The sequence below is a fragment of the Pseudomonas sp. SIMBA_067 genome (assembly GCF_046534675.1).
Taxonomy (GTDB): Bacteria; Pseudomonadota; Gammaproteobacteria; order Pseudomonadales; family Pseudomonadaceae; genus Aquipseudomonas; species Aquipseudomonas putida.
This window is the reverse complement of the sequence record NZ_JAWRYH010000005.1, coordinates 64,845-82,331: the sequence shown is the minus strand read 5'-3', so window position 1 is coordinate 82,331 and position 17,487 is coordinate 64,845. Positions and strand designations below refer to the sequence as shown.

The 17,487-nt window shown below is 62.2% G+C and carries 14 protein-coding genes; 11 read left to right on the top strand and 3 right to left on the bottom strand.

Annotated features, from left to right (window positions below; genetic code table 11):
• Positions 1-217 precede the first annotated feature (217 nt).
• Entirely contained in the window at positions 218-1,864 is a 1,647-nt protein-coding gene (locus SB765_RS12995; protein WP_341797758.1) for a Na+/H+ antiporter, read from the top strand.
• Positions 1,865-1,957: 93 nt separating this feature from the next.
• On the opposite strand, the gene dapC is transcribed toward SB765_RS12995, so the two are convergent.
• The 3 genes from dapC to map are packed head-to-tail and all read right to left on the bottom strand — an operon-like array spanning position 1,958 to position 6,711.
• Entirely contained in the window at positions 1,958-3,154 is a 1,197-nt protein-coding gene (dapC, locus tag SB765_RS12990) for a succinyldiaminopimelate transaminase (RefSeq protein WP_341797759.1), read from the bottom strand.
• Positions 3,155-3,184: 30 nt separating this feature from the next.
• Complete coding sequence (locus SB765_RS12985; protein ID WP_341797760.1) at positions 3,185-5,887, bottom strand: [protein-PII] uridylyltransferase; 2,703 nt, start codon at positions 5,885-5,887, stop codon at positions 3,185-3,187.
• A 41-nt stretch (positions 5,888-5,928) separates the two neighbouring features.
• The gene (gene map, locus SB765_RS12980; protein WP_086978690.1) at positions 5,929-6,711 is read right to left on the bottom strand and encodes a type I methionyl aminopeptidase; all 783 of its coding nucleotides are present in this window, start codon (positions 6,709-6,711) and stop codon (positions 5,929-5,931) included.
• 345 nt (positions 6,712-7,056) lie between these two features.
• Here map and rpsB point away from each other — a divergent pair, with 345 nt between their 5' ends.
• The 10 genes from rpsB to SB765_RS12930 all read left to right on the top strand — a co-directional run bounded on the left by rpsB (position 7,057) and on the right by SB765_RS12930 (position 17,486).
• Positions 7,057-7,794 (top strand): 30S ribosomal protein S2, encoded by a 738-nt coding sequence (rpsB, locus tag SB765_RS12975; protein WP_016501167.1) that lies wholly within the window; start codon positions 7,057-7,059, stop codon positions 7,792-7,794.
• A 185-nt stretch (positions 7,795-7,979) separates the two neighbouring features.
• On the top strand, positions 7,980-8,843 hold the full coding sequence (tsf, locus tag SB765_RS12970) for a translation elongation factor Ts (RefSeq protein ID WP_016485208.1): 864 nt from the start codon (positions 7,980-7,982) through the stop codon (positions 8,841-8,843).
• A 179-nt stretch (positions 8,844-9,022) separates the two neighbouring features.
• Positions 9,023-9,766 carry a UMP kinase gene (gene pyrH, locus SB765_RS12965; protein WP_009686950.1) on the top strand — a complete coding sequence of 248 codons (744 nt, stop codon included), beginning with the start codon at positions 9,023-9,025 and terminating at the stop codon, positions 9,764-9,766.
• Positions 9,763-10,320 (top strand): ribosome recycling factor, encoded by a 558-nt coding sequence (frr, locus tag SB765_RS12960; protein WP_043202602.1) that lies wholly within the window; start codon positions 9,763-9,765, stop codon positions 10,318-10,320. Before pyrH ends, frr begins: the two co-directional genes overlap by 4 nt.
• Positions 10,321-10,335: 15 nt before the next feature.
• On the top strand, positions 10,336-11,091 hold the full coding sequence (gene uppS / locus SB765_RS12955) for a polyprenyl diphosphate synthase (RefSeq protein WP_016485210.1): 756 nt from the start codon (positions 10,336-10,338) through the stop codon (positions 11,089-11,091).
• Positions 11,091-11,906: a phosphatidate cytidylyltransferase gene (locus SB765_RS12950; protein ID WP_341797763.1), complete on the top strand. Its 816-nt coding sequence runs from the start codon at positions 11,091-11,093 to the stop codon at positions 11,904-11,906. Before uppS ends, SB765_RS12950 begins: the two co-directional genes overlap by 1 nt.
• Positions 11,903-13,093, top strand: a complete 1,191-nt coding sequence (gene ispC, locus SB765_RS12945) for a 1-deoxy-D-xylulose-5-phosphate reductoisomerase (RefSeq protein WP_410931438.1) — start codon at positions 11,903-11,905, stop codon at positions 13,091-13,093. Before SB765_RS12950 ends, ispC begins: the two co-directional genes overlap by 4 nt.
• Positions 13,094-13,163: 70 nt before the next feature.
• Positions 13,164-14,516 carry an RIP metalloprotease RseP gene (gene rseP, locus SB765_RS12940; protein WP_341797764.1) on the top strand — a complete coding sequence of 451 codons (1,353 nt, stop codon included), beginning with the start codon at positions 13,164-13,166 and terminating at the stop codon, positions 14,514-14,516.
• Positions 14,517-14,589: 73 nt separating this feature from the next.
• Positions 14,590-16,938: an outer membrane protein assembly factor BamA gene (bamA, locus tag SB765_RS12935; protein WP_341797765.1), complete on the top strand. Its 2,349-nt coding sequence runs from the start codon at positions 14,590-14,592 to the stop codon at positions 16,936-16,938.
• Between the two features lie 44 nt (positions 16,939-16,982).
• A complete protein-coding gene (locus tag SB765_RS12930) occupies positions 16,983-17,486 on the top strand; it encodes an OmpH family outer membrane protein (protein WP_012270843.1) in 504 nt (167 codons plus the stop codon).
• Position 17,487 lies beyond the last annotated feature (1 nt).

Genomic DNA, 17,487 nt, shown 5'->3' with positions numbered 1-17,487 from the left:
CTCAAGGGCGCTGCAAGAATCAAGGCCTCCACCTCCTGATCGACAAGGTATCCACCCGGCCCCACCACCCTCATGAAGTATCATCATGTTACATATTCCCCCGTCACCTGCGACTATCGTGCAGCGGTCCCGAACCGTCGGTCGCCGCTAACATATTGTTCCAATGGCGATGTTTCGCCTTGCTATCGTTTCTGGTTCACAAAGGAAGCTTTCCCGGATGCAGTCCGCCTACACCGTCCTCATCCTGCTGACGCTGGTCAGCCTGTCGAAGCTGGTCGGCCGCATGATTCCGCTGCCCCTGCCGCTGGTACAGATCGCTGCCGGTGCCTTGCTGGCCCTGCCGACCCTGGGCCTGCACGTGGCCCTGGACCCCGAGTTGTTCCTGTTCCTGTTCTTGCCGCCGCTCCTGTTTGCCGATGGCTGGCGCATCCCCAAGCGTGAGTTGTGGCGCATTCGCGGGCCAGTGGTGGCGCTGGCCGTTGGTCTGGTGCTATTCACCGTGGTCGGGGCCGGCTACTTCATTCACTGGCTGCTGCCGAGCATCCCCCTGCCGGTAGCGTTCGCCTTGGCGGCGGTACTCTCGCCGACCGATGCCGTGGCGGTTTCGGCCATCGCCCAGGACCGCCTGCCCACCCCGCTGATGCACATGCTGCAGGGGGAGGCCCTCATGAACGACGCATCGGGCCTGGTGACCTTCAAGTTCGCCCTGGCGGCGGCGATCACCGGGGTGTTCTCGCTGACTGATGCAAGCTTCAGTTTCGTCCTGGTGGCGCTTGGCGGCCTCGCGGTGGGTGTGGGCCTCAGCTGGCTGGTGGGCCGTCTGCGCGCCTGGATGATCGCCCGCGGTTGGGACGACCCGGCCACCCACGTGGTGTTCATGTTGTTGCTGCCATTCGCCGCCTACGTGCTGGCCGAGCGTCTGGGCGTGTCGGGCATCCTGTCGGCGGTGGCCGCCGGCATGATGCAAAGCTGGCTTGACTTGCTGCCACGGCAGACCAGCACCCGCCTGCTCAATCGCAGCGTCTGGTCGCTGCTGGAGTTCGCCTTCAATGGCCTGATCTTCCTGCTATTGGGCCTGCAGTTGCCGGACATCATCAAGGCGGTGGTCAGCCACGAAGCCACCGTCTGGCCGACCCTGGCCTACCGATGCCTGGACGTGGTGGCGATCTTTGCTGCGCTGATCCTGCTGCGGTTCATCTGGGTGCAGAGCATCTGGCGCTCGATCGGCGTGGTGCGCCGCTGGCGCGGCAAACCGGCGCTGGTGCTGATGCCTACGGCGCGCTCCTGCTGGCTGCTGACCCTGGGCGGTGTGCGCGGTGCGGTGACCCTGGCGGGTGTGATGTCGGTGCCGTTGCTGATGGGCGCGGGCAAGGCCTTCCCTGAGCGTGACTTGCTGATCTTCATTGCCGCCGGGGTGATCCTGCTGTCGTTGATCAGCGCCTGCATCGCGCTGCCGATATTGCTGCGCGGGGTGACCAAGAGCCCGGACGAGCGCTTGCACCAGGAAGTGCAGGAAGCCTGGCGGCGCACGGCCGAGGCGGCGATCCATGCCCTGGAAGCAGAGGAAGTGATCGACGCCAATGCCCCGCAGGATGCTGCGCAGGCAACCCTGGCGACCGAGCTGAAGGCGCGCTTGATGGCTGAGTACCGGGATGAGCTGAACAGCTACAACGACAGTGCCGAAGCCAAGGCCCTGGCCGAGCAGATGGACTTGCTGGAGCGGCGCTTGCGCTTGCGTGCGCTGAGGGCGCAGCGGCTGGAGCTGTATAACCTGCATCGCCAGCACCTGGTGGGCGATGAGGTGGTGCGGCAGGTCCTCGGGGAGCTGGATATGAGCGAGGCCAACCTGGGGCAGGTCAGGTAGACCCTTCGCGGGCACGCCCGCTCCCACAGGTGCTGCGCTGGGCTTGGAATCAGCGCATTACCTGTGGGAGCGGGCATGCCCGCGAATTGGCTGTCAGCGGTTTTGCAGGAAGGCGCGAATCCGTTCTGCCGCCTCGATGCATTCGGCCAGCGGTGCCACCAGCGCCATGCGCACGCGCCCGGCACCGGGGTTTACACCATCCACTTCACGCGACAGGTACGAGCCCGGTACCACCGTCACATGCTGGGCTTCGAACAGGTCGCGGGTGAACTCGGCATCACAGCCCGGCACCTTGGCCCACAGGTAGAAGCTGCCGTCCGGGCGCTGCACGTCCAGCACCGGCTGCAGGATGTCCAGCACGGCATCGTACTTGGCGCGGTACTGGTCGCGGTTCGCGCGTACATGCGCCTCGTCCTGCCAGGCGGCGATGCTGGCCAGCTGGGTTTGTACCGGCATGGCGCAGCCGTGGTAGGTGCGGTACAGCAGGAACGGTTTGATGATCTCGGCATCGCCAGCCACGAAGCCCGAGCGCAGGCCCGGCAGGTTGGAGCGCTTGGACAGGCTGTGGAACACCACGCAGCGCTTGAAATCACTGCGGCCGAGCTCGGCGCAGGCGGTCAGCAGGCCCGGTGGTGGCGCGTCTTCATCGAAGTAAAGCTCGCTGTAGCACTCGTCGGCGGCGATCACGAAGTCGTGTTCGTCGGCCAGGGCGATCAGCTTCTTCAGGGTGTCCATCGGCACCAGCGCGCCGGTGGGGTTGCCCGGCGAGCACAGGAACAGGATCTGGCAGCGCTTCCACACCTCGGCCGGTACGGCGTCGAAGTCAGGGTTGAAACCGTTGTTTTCCAGGCACGGCAGGTAGTGCGGGGTAGCCCCGGCCAGCAGCGCTGCGCCTTCGTAGATCTGGTAAAACGGGTTCGGGCTGATCACCAAGCCGTCATCGGCACGGTTGACCACCGCCTGGGTGAAGGCGAACAGCGCTTCACGGGTGCCATTGACCGGCAGGATGTGACGGTCGGCATCCAGCCAGCCGGCTGGCACGCCAAAGCGACGCTCGCACCACTGGCCGATCGCCTGGCGCAGGCCCGGCAGGCCGATAGTGCTGGGGTATACCGCCAGTTTGTCGAGGTTGTCGGCCATGGCCTGGGCGACGAACGCCGGAGATTCGTGCTTTGGCTCACCGATTGACAGGGCGATGGCGCGTTTGTCTGCCGCAGGCTTCACGCTGCCCAGCAGGGCACGGAGTTTCTCGAACGGGTAGGGCTGAAGCTGGGTCAAGGCATGGTTCATCGGCGCAAGGTCTCGTCAATCGTCTAGTCGTTAAAAGGTTACGCGGGTAGGGCTGGCATCGCTGGCCTGGCCGGCCTGCAACTGCTGGACGATGGCCTCCTGCAGGCGGCTGCACAGCTGCGGGTCGGACAGCGGCTGGTTGTCGGCATCAGTGATGAAGAACACGTCTTCCACCCGTTCGCCGAGGGTGGCGATCTTGGCGTTCTGCAGCGACAGGTCGAACTCCAGGAAGATCCGCCCCAGCCGGGCAAGCAGGCCTGGGCGGTCTGGTGCGGTGATTTCGAGGATGGTCACCGGCCGCTGGGCATCGTTGAGGATGGTCACCTGCGGCGGGAAGTTGAAGTGTTTGAGCTGGCGCGGTACCCGGCGCTGGATGATGGTCGGGTAGTCCTCGGGGTTGCGCAGCGCTTCGGTCAGGCCGTCGCGAATCTGCTTGACCCGCTGCGGGTTGTCGCCGATAGACCCGCCGTCGTTGTCCAGCACGATGTAGGTGTCGAGGGTGAACTGGCTGCTCGACGTGATGATGCGTGCATCGTGGATGTTCAGGTTCAGCTGCGACATGGCCGCCACCGTCACGGCGAAGAAATCGTGCTGGTCAGGGGCGTAGATGAAGATCTGCGTGCCGCCTTCGAACTCGCGCTGGGTGGTTTCCTTGATCAGCACCAGCGGCCCGCCATCGGCCGGTTGCTGCAGGATCGCGTCCGTGTGCCAGGCCACATCGCCGGCGTTGTGCTTGAGAAAGTAGTCATCGCCCAGCTGCGACCACAGTTGCTCGACATCGTCCGGGTCGGTGCCCTCGCGTACAAGAATGTCCAAGGCTGCAGACTGGGTCTGGCGAATCTGTTCTTCGCGGTCCAGCGGGTTTTCCAGGCCGCGGCGCAGGGCGCGCTTGGTTTCGCTGTAGAGCTGGCGCAGCAGGCTGGCCCGCCACGAGTTCCACAGGCTGGGGTTGGTGGCGTTGATATCGGCCACGGTCAGCACGTACAGGTAGTCAAGGCGCGTCTCGTCGCCCACGTGCAGGGCAAAGTCGTTGATCACCTGCGGGTCGGACAAGTCCTTGCGCTGGGCGGTGGTCGACATCACCAGGTGGTTTAGCACCAGCCAGACGATCAGCCGGCTGTCCCAGGCCGGCAACTGGTGGCGCTCGCAGAACTTCTGCGCATCCACCGCGCCCAGCTCGGAATGGTCGCCCTGGCGACCTTTGCCTATGTCGTGGTAGAGGCCGGCCAGGTAGATCAGTTCGGGCTTGGGCAGGCGCCCCATCAGCTTGCTTGCCAGCGGGAATTTCTCGGACACCGGCGTGTACTGCAGCTTGCGCAGGTGCTTGATGAGGTTGAGCGTGTGCGCATCGACCGTATAGATGTGGAACAGGTCGTGCTGCATCTGCCCGACGATCAGGCCGAACTCCGGCAGGTAGCGGCCAAGGATGCCGTAGCGGTTCATCCGCCGCAGGTTGCGGTGGATGCCGATTTCGCACTTGAACAGCTCGATGAACAGGCTGGTGTTGCGGATATCGGTGCGGAAGGTGTCGTCGATCAGGTGGCGGTGCTCACGCAGCAGGCGCACCGTATCGGCACGCACGCCCTTGATTTCGGGGTGCTGGGCCATCAGCACGAAGATTTCCAGCATGGCGAACGGTGTGCGTTTGAACACATTCGGGTTGGTAGCCTCGATATAGCCGTCATGCAGGCGAAAGCGTGCATTCAGCGGCTGGGTGGTGCCGCTGTCTTCGTCGGCGAGGATGACCTCTTCGAAGTGCTGAATGATCAGGTCGCACAACTGGCTGATGCTCATCACCACCCGGTAGTACTGCTGCATGAACTGCTCGATTGCCCGCTTGGGGTTCTCGTCGCTGTAGCCCAGCAGTGCGGCGAGGCTGCGCTGGTGGTCGAACAGCAGGCGGTCCTCGGCGCGACCTGCCAGCATGTGCAGGGCGTAGCGCACCTTCCACAGAAAATCCTGGGACGAAGCCAGCAGTTCGTTCTCACTTTCCAGCAAGAAACCTTCGCCGGCCAATGCGTGCAGGTTCAGGGTGCCGTACTGACGGCGGGCCACCCACAGCACTGTCTGGATGTCACGCAGGCCACCGGGCGAGCCCTTGACGTTGGGTTCGAGGTTGTACTCGGTGTCGTTGTACTTGTGGTGACGGGCCTTGAGTTCGGCGCGTTTGGCCAGGAAGAAGTCTTTGCTCGGCCACATGTGCGCGGTGCTGGTCACCTCCAGCATGCGCTGGCGCAGGGTTTCGGGCCCTGCAATGGTGCGGCTTTCCATCAGGTTGGTAATCACCGTCAGGTCGGCGCGGGCCTGTTCGGCGCACTCGTCGACGGTGCGCACGCTTTGGCCCACTTCCAGGCCGATGTCCCACAGCAGGGTGAGAAAACGCTCAATGGCGTTGCGGTACTGCTCGTGCTCGGCGGCGCCCAGCAAAATGAGCAGGTCGATGTCTGAATGCGGGTGCAGCTCACCACGCCCGTAGCCACCCACTGCGACCAGGGCGATACCGCTGTGGTCGCCCCAGTCGAACTGGTTCCAGGCCTGTTGCAGGATATTGTCCACGAGCCAGGCGCGGGCTTCGATCAGCGGGCGGATTTCGCCGCCACTGCGGAAACGCTTGTCGAGCACCTCGCCGGCCTGGCGGATGGCTTTCTTGAAGGCGGCGATGGGGCTCGCCTTGAGGGCCAGTTCCGCCTGGAACTGGCCGCGATCGAACAGCTCGGGGTCCACCTGGGGCATCGCGTCACGTTCCTGTCGTCGGGTGGCCTGTCTCGGTGCGGTCAGGCCGAGGTGCGCGGGATGGTGTCGTCCTTGCGCAGGGTGAAGATCTCGTAGCCGGTCGCAGTCACCACCAGGGTGTGTTCCCACTGAGCCGAGAGCTTGCGATCCTTGGTGATGGCGGTCCAGCCGTCGCCCAGCACCTTGGTGTCGGCCTTGCCCTGGTTGATCATCGGTTCGATTGTGAAGGTCATGCCTTCTTTCAGTTCCATGCCGGTGCCGGCGCGGCCATAGTGCAGGATCTGCGGCTCTTCGTGGAACACCTTGCCGATGCCGTGGCCGCAGAACTCGCGCACCACCGAGAAGCCGTTCTTTTCAGCGTGCTTCTGGATCACTTCGCCGATATCGCCCAGGCGGCAGCCCGGCTTGACCAGCTCGATGGCCTTGTACATGCACTCCTGGGTAACCTTGGACAGGCGCTCGGCCCAAACCGGCACAGTACCGACGTGGAACATGCGGCTGGTATCGCCGTGGTAGCCGTCCTTGATCACGGTGACGTCGATGTTCAGCGTGTCACCGTCCTTGAGCGGCTTGTCGTTGGGGATGCCGTGGCAGACCACATGGTTGATCGAGGTGCAGATCGACTTCGGGTAGCCCTTGTAGTTGAGGGGCGCCGGGATGGCCTGCTGGACGTTGACGATATAGTCGTGGCACAGGCGGTCGAGCGCTTCGGTGGTAACACCGGGCTTGACGTGCTCCTCGATCATCTCCAGCACGTCAGCGGCCAGGCGGCCGGCGATGCGCATCTTCTCGATGTCTTCTGCGGTCTTGATGTTGACGGTCATTACAGGCTCTCTACGGCGCCGCACGCGGCGCGAACAAACGGGAAAGGCCGGATTCTAGCAGAGCAGGGCGGCATTCTGTCGGGATAAAGGCGGCCATGCTGCTGTCTACAGGAGGCATTCTGGCCTGTTTGGCGGGGCGCTGCAAAAACCGCTGACAGACGCAACCTCATTCGGGTTTCGTTCGCTCGCGGTCTGTGGTATAACATGCGCCGCTTTCGGGGACGACCCCGTGAGCTTAAACCCACACACGTGTCGACACGATGACCTGGGTGCCCCGGATTTTCGAATTTGCGGGTTGGTCATTGGGATGCGTGGAGGCCCAACCCGACTTATCAAGGAACTATCATGTCCCAAGTCAACATGCGCGATATGCTGAAGGCCGGTGTGCACTTCGGCCACCAGACCCGTTACTGGAACCCGAAAATGGGCAAGTACATTTTCGGCGCGCGTAACAAGATCCACATCATCAACCTGGAAAAAACCCTGCCAATGTTCAACGAAGCTCTGGCTTTCGTAGAGCGTCTGGCTCAGGGCAAGAACAAGATCATGTTCGTCGGCACCAAGCGTTCCGCCGGCAAGATCGTCGCTGAGCAAGCTGCTCGTGCCGGTTCGCCATACGTTGACCACCGCTGGTTGGGCGGCATGCTGACCAACTACAAAACCATCCGTGCTTCGATCAAGCGTCTGCGCGACCTGGAAACCCAGGCCGAAGATGGCACCTTTGCCAAGCTGACCAAGAAAGAAGCCCTGATGCGTTCGCGCGATCTGGAAAAGCTGGACCGCAGCCTGGGTGGTATCAAGGACATGGGCGGTCTGCCTGATGCCCTGTTCGTGATCGACGTTGATCACGAGCGCATTGCTATCACCGAAGCTAACAAGCTGGGCATCCCGGTTATCGGCGTTGTCGATACCAACAGCAGCCCGGAAGGTGTTGACTACATCATCCCAGGCAACGACGACGCCATCCGCGCCATCGAGCTGTACATGACTTCGATGGCCGACGCCATCATCCGCGGCCGCAACAACGTTGCTGGCGGCACCGAAGTCTATGTTGAAGAAGCGGCTGCACCTGCTGCTGAGTAATAGGCGCTAGCGTCTACTTGGCACGCAAAAAGGGGGCTTAGCCCCCTTTTTGCCACCTTGAAATCCTGCTGTCAGCAAGGGCCCCGCATTATGGGGTGGCTGAGACAATAACAGCGGATTCGCAGAATTTAACGCCCGTGTCGAGCGGGTGGAATGGTTGAAAAACTTTCCAAGAGGATTTTGAAATGGCAGCAATTACTGCAGCGCTGGTAAAAGAACTGCGCGAGCGTACTGGCGAAGGCATGATGGATTGCAAGAAAGCCCTGGAAAAGGCTGGCGGCGACATCGAAAAAGCCATTGACGACATGCGTGCCTCGGGCGCCATCAAGGCCGCCAAAAAGGCTGGCAACGTCGCTGCTGAAGGCGCTATCGCGGTCAAGACCGACGGTAAATCCGCCGTTCTGCTGGAAGTGAACTCGCAGACCGACTTCCTGGCCCTGCAAGACGACTTCAAGAACTTCGTTGCCGAAAGCCTTGAAGAAGCCTTCGCCCAGAAGCTGACCGACGCTGCTCCGCTGATCGCCTCGCGTGAAGCTGCTCGTGAAGCCCTGGTTGCCAAGTGTGGCGAAAACGTCAACATCCGTCGCCTGGTGCGCGTTGAGGGTGACGTTGTCGGTGCCTACCTGCACGGCAACAAGATCGGCGCTGTCGTCGTTCTGAAAGGCGGTGACGTCGAGCTGGCGAAGAACATCGCCATGCACGTTGCAGCGTCGAACCCTGAGTTCCTGGATTCGTCGGAAATCTCCGCCGAGGCCATCGAGCGCGAGAAGAATGTCTTCCTGCAGCTGAACGCCGACAAGATCGCCGGCAAGCCGGAAAACATCGTTGAGAACATGATCAACGGCCGTATCACCAAGTTCAAGGCCGAAGCTTCGCTGAAAGAGCAGGCTTTCGTCATGAACCCAGAAGTCAAGGTTGGCGAGCTGGCCAAGAAAGCCGGCGCTGAAATCGTTTCGTTCACCTACTTCAAAGTAGGTGAAGGCATCGAGAAGCCAGTCGACGACTTCGCTGCTGAAGTTGCCGCTCAGGTAGCTGCTGCCAAGCAGTAAGACAGCCCCGTCTGTCGCCCCAAAGAGGCTGCCCGCTCACGCGCGCAGCCTCTTTGTCAAAGCGGGAGCGGTTTACGAGACCGTTGCTCGCTGACGCAGTCGCTGCGTCACGTTAGAGTTACATGCAGGCTCAAGCAGCCCGCCAGAATTTTTTACAAACGCCGCAGGAGAGATTCGCAATGGCTCAGCAGGGCAGTGGTCATCAGGCTCGCTATAAACGCATTCTACTCAAACTTAGCGGCGAGGCCCTGATGGGCTCGGAAGAGTTCGGGATCGACCCAAAAGTCCTGGATCGCATGGCGCTGGAAGTCGGCCAACTGGTCGGCATCGGTGTTCAGGTAGGTCTGGTGATCGGTGGTGGCAACCTGTTCCGTGGTGCGGCGCTCAGTGCAGCCGGCATGGACCGCGTCACCGGTGACCACATGGGCATGCTGGCGACCGTAATGAACGCCCTGGCCATGCGCGACGCGCTGGAGCGGGCGAACATTACCGCCATTGTCATGTCGGCTATTTCCATGGTTGGCGTGACCGATCACTATGATCGCCGCAAAGCCATGCGCCACCTGAACGCCAAAGAAGTCGTAATTTTCGCTGCCGGTACCGGCAACCCGTTCTTCACCACCGACTCTGCTGCCTGCCTGCGCGCCATCGAAATCGATGCCGACGTGGTATTGAAGGCAACCAAGGTCGATGGTGTATACACTGCTGATCCATTCAAGGACCCGCATGCCGAGAAGTTCGATCATCTGACCTACGATGAAGTGCTGGATCGCAAGCTGGGTGTGATGGATCTGACGGCAATCTGTCTGTGCCGCGACCACAAGATGCCGCTGCGCGTCTTCAATATGAACAAGCCCGGCGCCCTGCTGAACATCGTGCACGGCGGCGCGGAAGGAACCCTGATCGAGGAAGTTCAAAAATGATCAACGCTATCAAGAAAGACGCCCAGGACCGCATGGGCAAGTCCATCGAGGCGCTGGGTCGTCACCTGGCGGCGATCCGTACCGGTCGTGCCCACCCAAGCATCCTGGACAGCGTCAAAGTCACTGCCTGGGGTAGCGAAATGCCGCTGAACCAGGTCGCTGCGATCAGCGTCGAAGATGCCCGCACCCTGAAGATTGTCGCTCACGACAAGAACCTCAGCGCTGCCATTGAGAAGGCCATTCTCACCTCCGACCTGGGCCTGAACCCGTCCAGCGCCGGCACCACCATTCGCGTGCCGATGCCAGCCCTGACCGAGGAAACCCGCAAGGGCTACACCAAGCAGGCCAGCGGCGTGTGCGAGGATGCCAAGGTAGCCGTGCGCAACGTGCGCCGCGACGCCTTGGCCGACCTGAAGAAGCTGACCAAGGACAAGGAAATCAGCGAGGACGAAGAACGTCGCGCCGCTGACGAGATCCAGAAGCTTACCGACAAGTTCGTTGCCGAAGTCGATGCTGCCTTCAAGGCCAAGGAAAAGGACCTGATGGCCGTCTAAGGCCGGGGTTTCTTAATGGAAAAGACCAAGCCAGTGGCGCCGTCCTCGGTGCCGCGTCATGTCGCGATCATCATGGATGGCAACAACCGCTGGGCGAAAAAACGCCTGCTGCCCGGCGTTGCCGGGCACAAGGCGGGTGTCGACGCCGTTCGCGCGGTCATCGAGGTGTGTGCCAAGTCCGGGGTCGAGGTATTGACCCTGTTCGCGTTCTCCAGCGAAAACTGGCAGCGCCCCGCCGAAGAGGTCGGTGCGCTGATGGAGCTGTTCTTCTCGGCCCTGCGCCGTGAAGCCAAGCGCCTCAACGAGAACAACATCAGCTTGCGCATCATCGGTGACCGTTCGCGCTTCCATCCCGAGTTGCAGGCTGCCATGCGCGAAGCCGAGGCGCTGACCGCCGGCAACAACCGCTTCATCCTGCAGATCGCGGCCAACTACGGCGGCCAGTGGGACATCGCCCAGGCCGCGCAGCGGCTGGCGCGGGAAGTGCAGGCCGGGCACCTGCGCCCGGAAGACATCACCCCGGGCCTGCTGCAGACCTGCCTGGCAACCGGCGAGCTACCGTTGCCGGACCTGTGCATTCGCACCGGTGGCGAGCACCGCATCAGCAATTTCCTGTTATGGCAGCTGGCCTACGCCGAGCTGTACTTCTCCGACCTGTACTGGCCGGACTTCAAACACGAGGCCATGCGCAATGCCCTGGCCGATTTCGCTTCGCGCCAGCGCCGCTTCGGTAAGACCAGCGAGCAGGTCGAGGCTGGAGCTCGTGCTTAATGCTTAAACAACGCATCATTACTGCGCTGATCCTGCTGCCGATCGCGCTGGGTGGCTTCTTCCTGCTCAACGGCGGGGATTTCGCCCTGTTCATCGGCTTCGTGGTGACCCTTGGCGCCTGGGAGTGGGCACGCCTGGCCGGGTTGATGACCCAGCCAATGCGCATCGCCTATGCCGCGGTGGTCGCCGGAGCGCTGATGTTGCTGTACATCCTTCCGGAGCTGGCGCCCTGGGTGCTGGGTGCCGCGGTGATCTGGTGGGGGCTGGCCACCTGGCTGGTGCTTACCTACCCGCGCAGCAGCGAGCTGTGGGCCAGTGCGGCCTGCCGGTTGCTGATCGGCCTGCTGGTATTGCTGCCGGCCTGGCAGGGGCTGGTGCTGCTCAAGCACTGGCCGCTGGGCAACTGGCTGATCCTGTCGGTCATGGTGCTGGTGTGGGCCGCCGATATTGGCGCTTACTTCTCTGGCAGGGCCTTCGGCAAGCGCAAGCTGGCCCCGCAGGTCAGCCCGGGCAAGAGCTGGGAAGGCGTGTATGGCGGCCTGGCGGTGAGCCTGGCCATTACCTTGGCGGTCGGCATCAGTCGCGACTGGGGTTTCGGTCAGATCCTGCTGGGCCTGCTGGGCGCCGCACTGCTGGTCATGTCCTCGGTGGTCGGTGACCTGACAGAGAGCATGTTCAAGCGCCGTTCCGGTATCAAGGACAGCAGCAATCTACTGCCCGGCCATGGTGGTGTACTCGACCGCATTGACAGCCTTACAGCAGCGATCCCGATTTTCGCCGTGTTGTTGTGGGCTGCCGAATGGGGTGTGATGTGAGCCGCCCGCAGCGTATTACCGTTCTCGGGGCCACCGGCTCCATCGGCCTGAGCACGCTGGATGTGATCGCGCGCCATCCCGATCGCTACCAGGTGTTCGCCCTCAGCGGGTATTCGCGCATCGACGAGTTGCTGGCCCTGTGCGTGCACCATCGCCCGGCGTTCGCTGTGGTGCCGAGTGCCGAGGCGGCCGTGCGGCTGCGCGAAACCCTGGCAGCGGCCGGCTGCGCCACCGAGGTGCTGGAAGGCGAGGCCGGGCTTTGCCAGGTGGCTTCGGCAGCGGAAGTGGATGCAGTGATGGCAGCGATTGTCGGTGCCGCCGGCCTGCGCCCGACCTTGGCTGCCGTGGAGGCGGGCAAAAAGGTGTTGCTGGCCAACAAGGAAGCCCTGGTGATGTCCGGTGCGCTGTTCATCGAGGCAGTGCGGCGCAGCGGCGCCGTATTGTTGCCGATCGATAGCGAGCACAATGCGATCTTCCAGTGCATGCCCGGCGACTACGCACGCGGCCTGAGCGCGGTTGGCGTGCGTCGGATTCTGCTGACGGCTTCCGGTGGCCCGTTCCGCGAAACGCCGGTCGAGGCGTTGCTCGATGTGACGCCGGAGCAGGCCTGTGCGCACCCCAACTGGTCGATGGGGCGCAAGATTTCCGTGGATTCGGCCAGCATGATGAACAAGGGGCTCGAACTGATCGAGGCTTGCTGGTTGTTCGATGCCGCGCCGGCCAAGGTCGAGGTGGTGGTGCACCCACAGAGTGTCATCCACTCCCTGGTCGATTACGTGGACGGCTCGGTATTGGCGCAGCTGGGTAACCCGGACATGCGTACGCCCATCGCCAATGCCCTGGCCTGGCCTGAGCGCATCGATTCCGGGGTGGCTCCGCTGGACCTGTTTGCCATCGCCCGTCTGGATTTCCAGGCGCCCGACGAACAGCGCTTCCCTTGCCTGCGCCTGGCGCGGCAGGCTGCCGAGGCCGGCAACAGCGCACCCGCCGTACTCAATGCGGCCAACGAAGTGGCGGTCGAGGCATTTCTTGAGCGGCGTATCCGCTTCCCGGAGATCGCGGGTATGATCGAACAGGTGCTCGATCAGGAGCCCGTCGTGCCGCTGCCGTCGCTGGACGCGGTGTTCGCCGCCGACCAGCGTGCCCGGGAGCTTTCCCGTGAGTGGCTGAGGCGTCACGGTCGCTGATGCAAGCCCGCCCAGGTTCGTGAGGGGGTTGGCATGATGCCGGCCCGCTGAACATCATTCGGAGATGGACATGACAGCGCTCTACATGATTATCGGCACCCTCGTGGCTTTGGGTGTGCTGGTCACTTTCCATGAATTCGGCCACTTCTGGGTGGCACGCCGCTGCGGCGTCAAGGTGCTGCGCTTCTCGGTGGGCTTCGGCACGCCGCTGCTGCGCTGGCATGACCGCCATGGCACCGAATTTGTGGTAGCAGCAATTCCGCTGGGCGGCTACGTGAAGATGCTCGACGAGCGCGAGGGCGATGTACCGCCTGCGCTGGCTGATCAGTCGTTCAACCGCAAGTCCGTGGGCCAGCGTATCGCGATTGTCGCGGCGGGCCCGATTGCCAACTTCCTGCTGGCCATCCTGTTCTTCTGGGTGCTGGCGATGCTGGGTACCCAGCAGGTCCGTCCCGTGATCGGTACGGTCGATGCTGGCAGCCTGGCAGCATCGGCCGGGCTGACTGCAGGTCAGGAAATCGTTTCAATCGACGGCAAGCCGACCAACGGTTGGTCGGCGGTCAACCTGCAGCTGGTTCGTCGCCTGGGCGAAAGCGGCACGTTGCAGGTGGGAGTGCGCGACGAAGGCGCCACGGCCGAGCGCCAGCTGCAGGTCAAGCTGGACAGCTGGCTCAAGGGTGCTGACGAGCCGGACCCTATCCAGTCCTTGGGGCTGCACCCTTGGCGCCCGGCGATGGTGCCGGTGCTGGCCGAGATTGATCCGAAGGGGCCGGCTGCCGCTGCGGGTCTCAAGACAGGCGACAAGCTGCTGAGTGTCGATGGCGTGCCGGTGACGGAATGGCAGCAGGTCGTCGACAGCGTGCGTGCTCGCCCGGATGCCAATGTGGTCGTGCGTGTGGAGCGCGACGGCGCTGCCCTGGAGGTGCCTGTGACCCTGGCACGCAAGGGTGAGGGCAAGGCTGCCGGTGGCTATCTTGGCGCCGGGGTAAAAGGTGGCGAATGGCCTGCCAGCATGCTCCGCGAAATCAGCTACGGCCCGCTCGAGGCGGTGGGTGAGGGGTTGTCCCGCACCTGGAACATGAGCGTGCTGACCCTTGAATCGCTGAAGAAAATGCTGTTCGGGGAGCTCTCGGTAAAAAACTTGAGTGGACCGATAACCATTGCTAAAGTGGCGGGCGCTTCAGCCCAGTCCGGCGTGGGGGATTTCCTGAATTTCCTGGCCTACCTGAGCATAAGCCTGGGGGTTCTTAACTTGCTGCCCATCCCGGTACTGGATGGGGGGCATTTGCTGTTTTACCTGGTCGAGTTGGCGCGCGGTCGTCCGCTGTCAGATCGGGTGCAAGGTTGGGGGGTCCAGATCGGTATCAGTTTGGTCATAGGGGTGATGTTGCTCGCCCTGATCAACGATCTGGGTCGACTATAAAGCTTCGCTCAATTGCGAACCTGCCGCGTTGTCGCGGCAGGTTGTTTATTGCCAGTTGGAATAAAAGGACTTCATGAAACGTCTGCTGCTAACTGCGGTCATGTCCGCACTGATGATCGCTGAAGTTCACGCCGAGTCCTTCACCATCTCCGATATTCGCGTCAACGGCCTGCAGCGGGTTTCCGCTGGCAGTGTCTTCGGTGCCTTGCCGCTGAACGTCGGCGATCAGGCCGATGACCGCCGCCTGGTGGACTCGACCCGTTCCCTGTTCAAGACCGGGTTCTTCCAGGACATCCAGCTGAACCGCGATGGCAATGTGCTGATCATCAACGTGGTCGAGCGCCCGTCGGTGTCGAGCATCGAGATCGAAGGCAACAAAGCGATCAGCACCGAAGACCTGATGAAGGGCTTGAAACAATCGGGCCTGGCCGAAGGCGAGATCTTCCAGCGTGCCACCCTTGAAGGTGTGCGTAACGAGCTGCAGCGCCAGTACGTGGCCCAGGGCCGCTATTCGGCCGAGGTCGACGCCGAAGTCGTGCCGCAGCCGCGCAACCGCGTGGCGCTGAAGATCAAGATCAACGAAGGCACCGTCGCTGCCATCCAGCACATCAACATCGTTGGCAACAACGTGTTCGATGATGACACCCTGGGCCAGCTGTTCGAGCTGAAGACCACCAACTGGCTGTCGTTCTTCAAGAACGACGACAAGTACGCCCGCGAAAAACTGTCCGGTGACCTGGAGCGGCTGCGTTCCTACTACCTCGACCGCGGCTACATCAACATGGACATCGCCTCCACCCAGGTGTCCATCACGCCAGACAAGAAACACGTCTACATCACCGTCAACATCAACGAAGGCGAGAAGTACACCGTTCGCGACGTGAAGCTGTCCGGTGACCTGAAAGTGCCGGAAGACCAGGTCAAGTCGCTGCTGCTGGTGCAGCCGGGCCAGGTGTTCTCGCGCAAGGTGATGACCACCACGTCCGAGCTGATCACCCGTCGTCTGGGCAACGAAGGCTACACCTTCGCCAACGTCAACGGCGTGCCACAGCCGAACGACCAGGACCACACGGTCGACATCATGTTCGTGGTCGACCCGGGCAAGCGTGCCTACGTCAACCGCATCAACTACCGCGGCAACACCAAGACCGAAGACGAAGTGCTGCGTCGCGAAATGCGCCAGATGGAAGGCGGCTGGGCTTCGACCTACCTGATCGACCAGTCCAAGACCCGCCTGGAGCGCCTGGGCTTCTTCAAGGAAGTCAACGTCGAGACTCCGCCGGTGCCAGGCACTGACGACCAGGTCGACGTCAACTACAGCGTTGAAGAGCAAGCCTCCGGCTCGATCACCGCCAGCGTCGGTTTCGCCCAGAGCGCCGGCCTGATCCTCGGTGGTTCGATCAGCCAGAGCAACTTCCTGGGTACCGGTAACAAGGTGTCCATCGGCCTGACCCGTTCGGAATACCAGACCCGCTACAACTTCGGCTTCGTGGACCCCTACTTCACTGCCGATGGCGTCAGCCTGGGTTACAACGCCTTCTACCGCAGCACCGACTACGACGACCTCGACGTCGATGTGGCCAGCTATGCGGTGGACAGCCTGGGTGCCGGCGTCAGCCTTGGCTACCCGATCAGCGAAACCTCGCGCCTGACCTACGGCCTGAGCGTGCAGCAGGACAAGATCAAGACCGGTAAGTACACCGTTGACGAGATCTTCGACTTCCTCGAACAGGAGGGCGAGAACTTCCTGAACTTCAAGGCCTCGATCGGCTGGTCCGAGTCGACCCTGAACAAAGGCGTGCTGGCCACCCGTGGTCACTCGCAAAGCCTGACCCTGGAATCCACCATTCCGGGCAGCGACCTGTCGTTCTTCAAGCTCGATTATCGTGGCCAGCTGTTCCAGCCGATCAACAACGACTACACCCTGCGCCTGCACACCGAGCTGGGCTATGGTGATGGTTATGGCAGCACTTCCGGCCTGCCGTTCTACGAGAACTACTTCGCAGGGGGGTTCAACTCTGTCCGTGGCTTCAAGGACAGCAGCCTGGGTCCGCGCAGTACGCCAAGTGACGGTACGCGAGAGGGCACCATCGCCGACCCGGATCAGGATCCGTTGCCGTTCGGCGGTAACGTGCTGGTGCAAGGTGGCGTCGAGTTGCTGTTCCCGCTGCCGTTCGTCAAGGACCAGCGTTCGCTGCGCACCTCCGTGTTCTGGGACGTGGGTAACGTGTTCGACACCAATTGCGGCAACAAGCCTGATTGCGAGAAAGTCGGCTTCTCGGGCATGGCCAGTTCGGTCGGCTTGGGTGTGACCTGGATTACCGCACTGGGCCCGTTGAGCTTCAGCCTGGCAATGCCGGTCAAAAAGCCGGACGATGCCGATACCCAGGTGTTCCAATTCTCTCTGGGCCAGACCTTCTAAGGTCGGCCCTTGCTTAACGACAACGGTTTATCCAGGAGTGCATCGTGCGTAAATTGGCTCAACTGGCCGTAGTGGCCGCGGCGCTGGTCGCCACCCCGGCATTCGCCGAAATGAAGGTTGCCGTGCTGAACTATCAGATGGCCCTGCTCGAATCGGATGCCGCCAAGAAATACGCGGTCGATGCCGAGAAGAAGTTCGGTCCGCAACTGACCAAGCTGAAAAGCCTGGAAAGCAGCGCCAAGGGCATCCAGGACCGTCTGATCAAGGGCGGCGACAAGATGCAGCAGCAGGAGCGTGAGCGCCTGGAGCTCGAGTTCAAGCAAAAGGCCCGTGACTTCCAGTTCCAGTCCAAGGAACTGAACGAAGCCAAAGCCGTTGCTGACCGCGACATGCTCAAGCAACTGAAGCCGAAGCTGGATGGTGCTGTCGAGGAAGTGATCAAGAAGGGCGGTTTTGACCTGGTCCTCGAGCGTGGTGCGGTCATCGATGTCAAACCTCAGTACGACATCACCCGCCAGGTCATCGAGCGCATGAACCAAGCCCGTTGAT

Coding starts and splice junctions, on each gene's coding strand:
- SB765_RS12995 (WP_341797758.1), top strand. CDS start 218: ATGCAGTCCGCCTACACCGTCCTCATCCTGCTGACGCTGGTCAGCCTG.
- dapC (WP_341797759.1), bottom strand. CDS start 3,154: ATGAACCATGCCTTGACCCAGCTTCAGCCCTACCCGTTCGAGAAACTC.
- SB765_RS12985 (WP_341797760.1), bottom strand. CDS start 5,887: ATGCCCCAGGTGGACCCCGAGCTGTTCGATCGCGGCCAGTTCCAGGCG.
- map (WP_086978690.1), bottom strand. CDS start 6,711: ATGACCGTCAACATCAAGACCGCAGAAGACATCGAGAAGATGCGCATC.
- rpsB (WP_016501167.1), top strand. CDS start 7,057: ATGTCCCAAGTCAACATGCGCGATATGCTGAAGGCCGGTGTGCACTTC.
- tsf (WP_016485208.1), top strand. CDS start 7,980: ATGGCAGCAATTACTGCAGCGCTGGTAAAAGAACTGCGCGAGCGTACT.
- pyrH (WP_009686950.1), top strand. CDS start 9,023: ATGGCTCAGCAGGGCAGTGGTCATCAGGCTCGCTATAAACGCATTCTA.
- frr (WP_043202602.1), top strand. CDS start 9,763: ATGATCAACGCTATCAAGAAAGACGCCCAGGACCGCATGGGCAAGTCC.
- uppS (WP_016485210.1), top strand. CDS start 10,336: ATGGAAAAGACCAAGCCAGTGGCGCCGTCCTCGGTGCCGCGTCATGTC.
- SB765_RS12950 (WP_341797763.1), top strand. CDS start 11,091: ATGCTTAAACAACGCATCATTACTGCGCTGATCCTGCTGCCGATCGCG.
- rseP (WP_341797764.1), top strand. CDS start 13,164: ATGACAGCGCTCTACATGATTATCGGCACCCTCGTGGCTTTGGGTGTG.
- bamA (WP_341797765.1), top strand. CDS start 14,590: ATGAAACGTCTGCTGCTAACTGCGGTCATGTCCGCACTGATGATCGCT.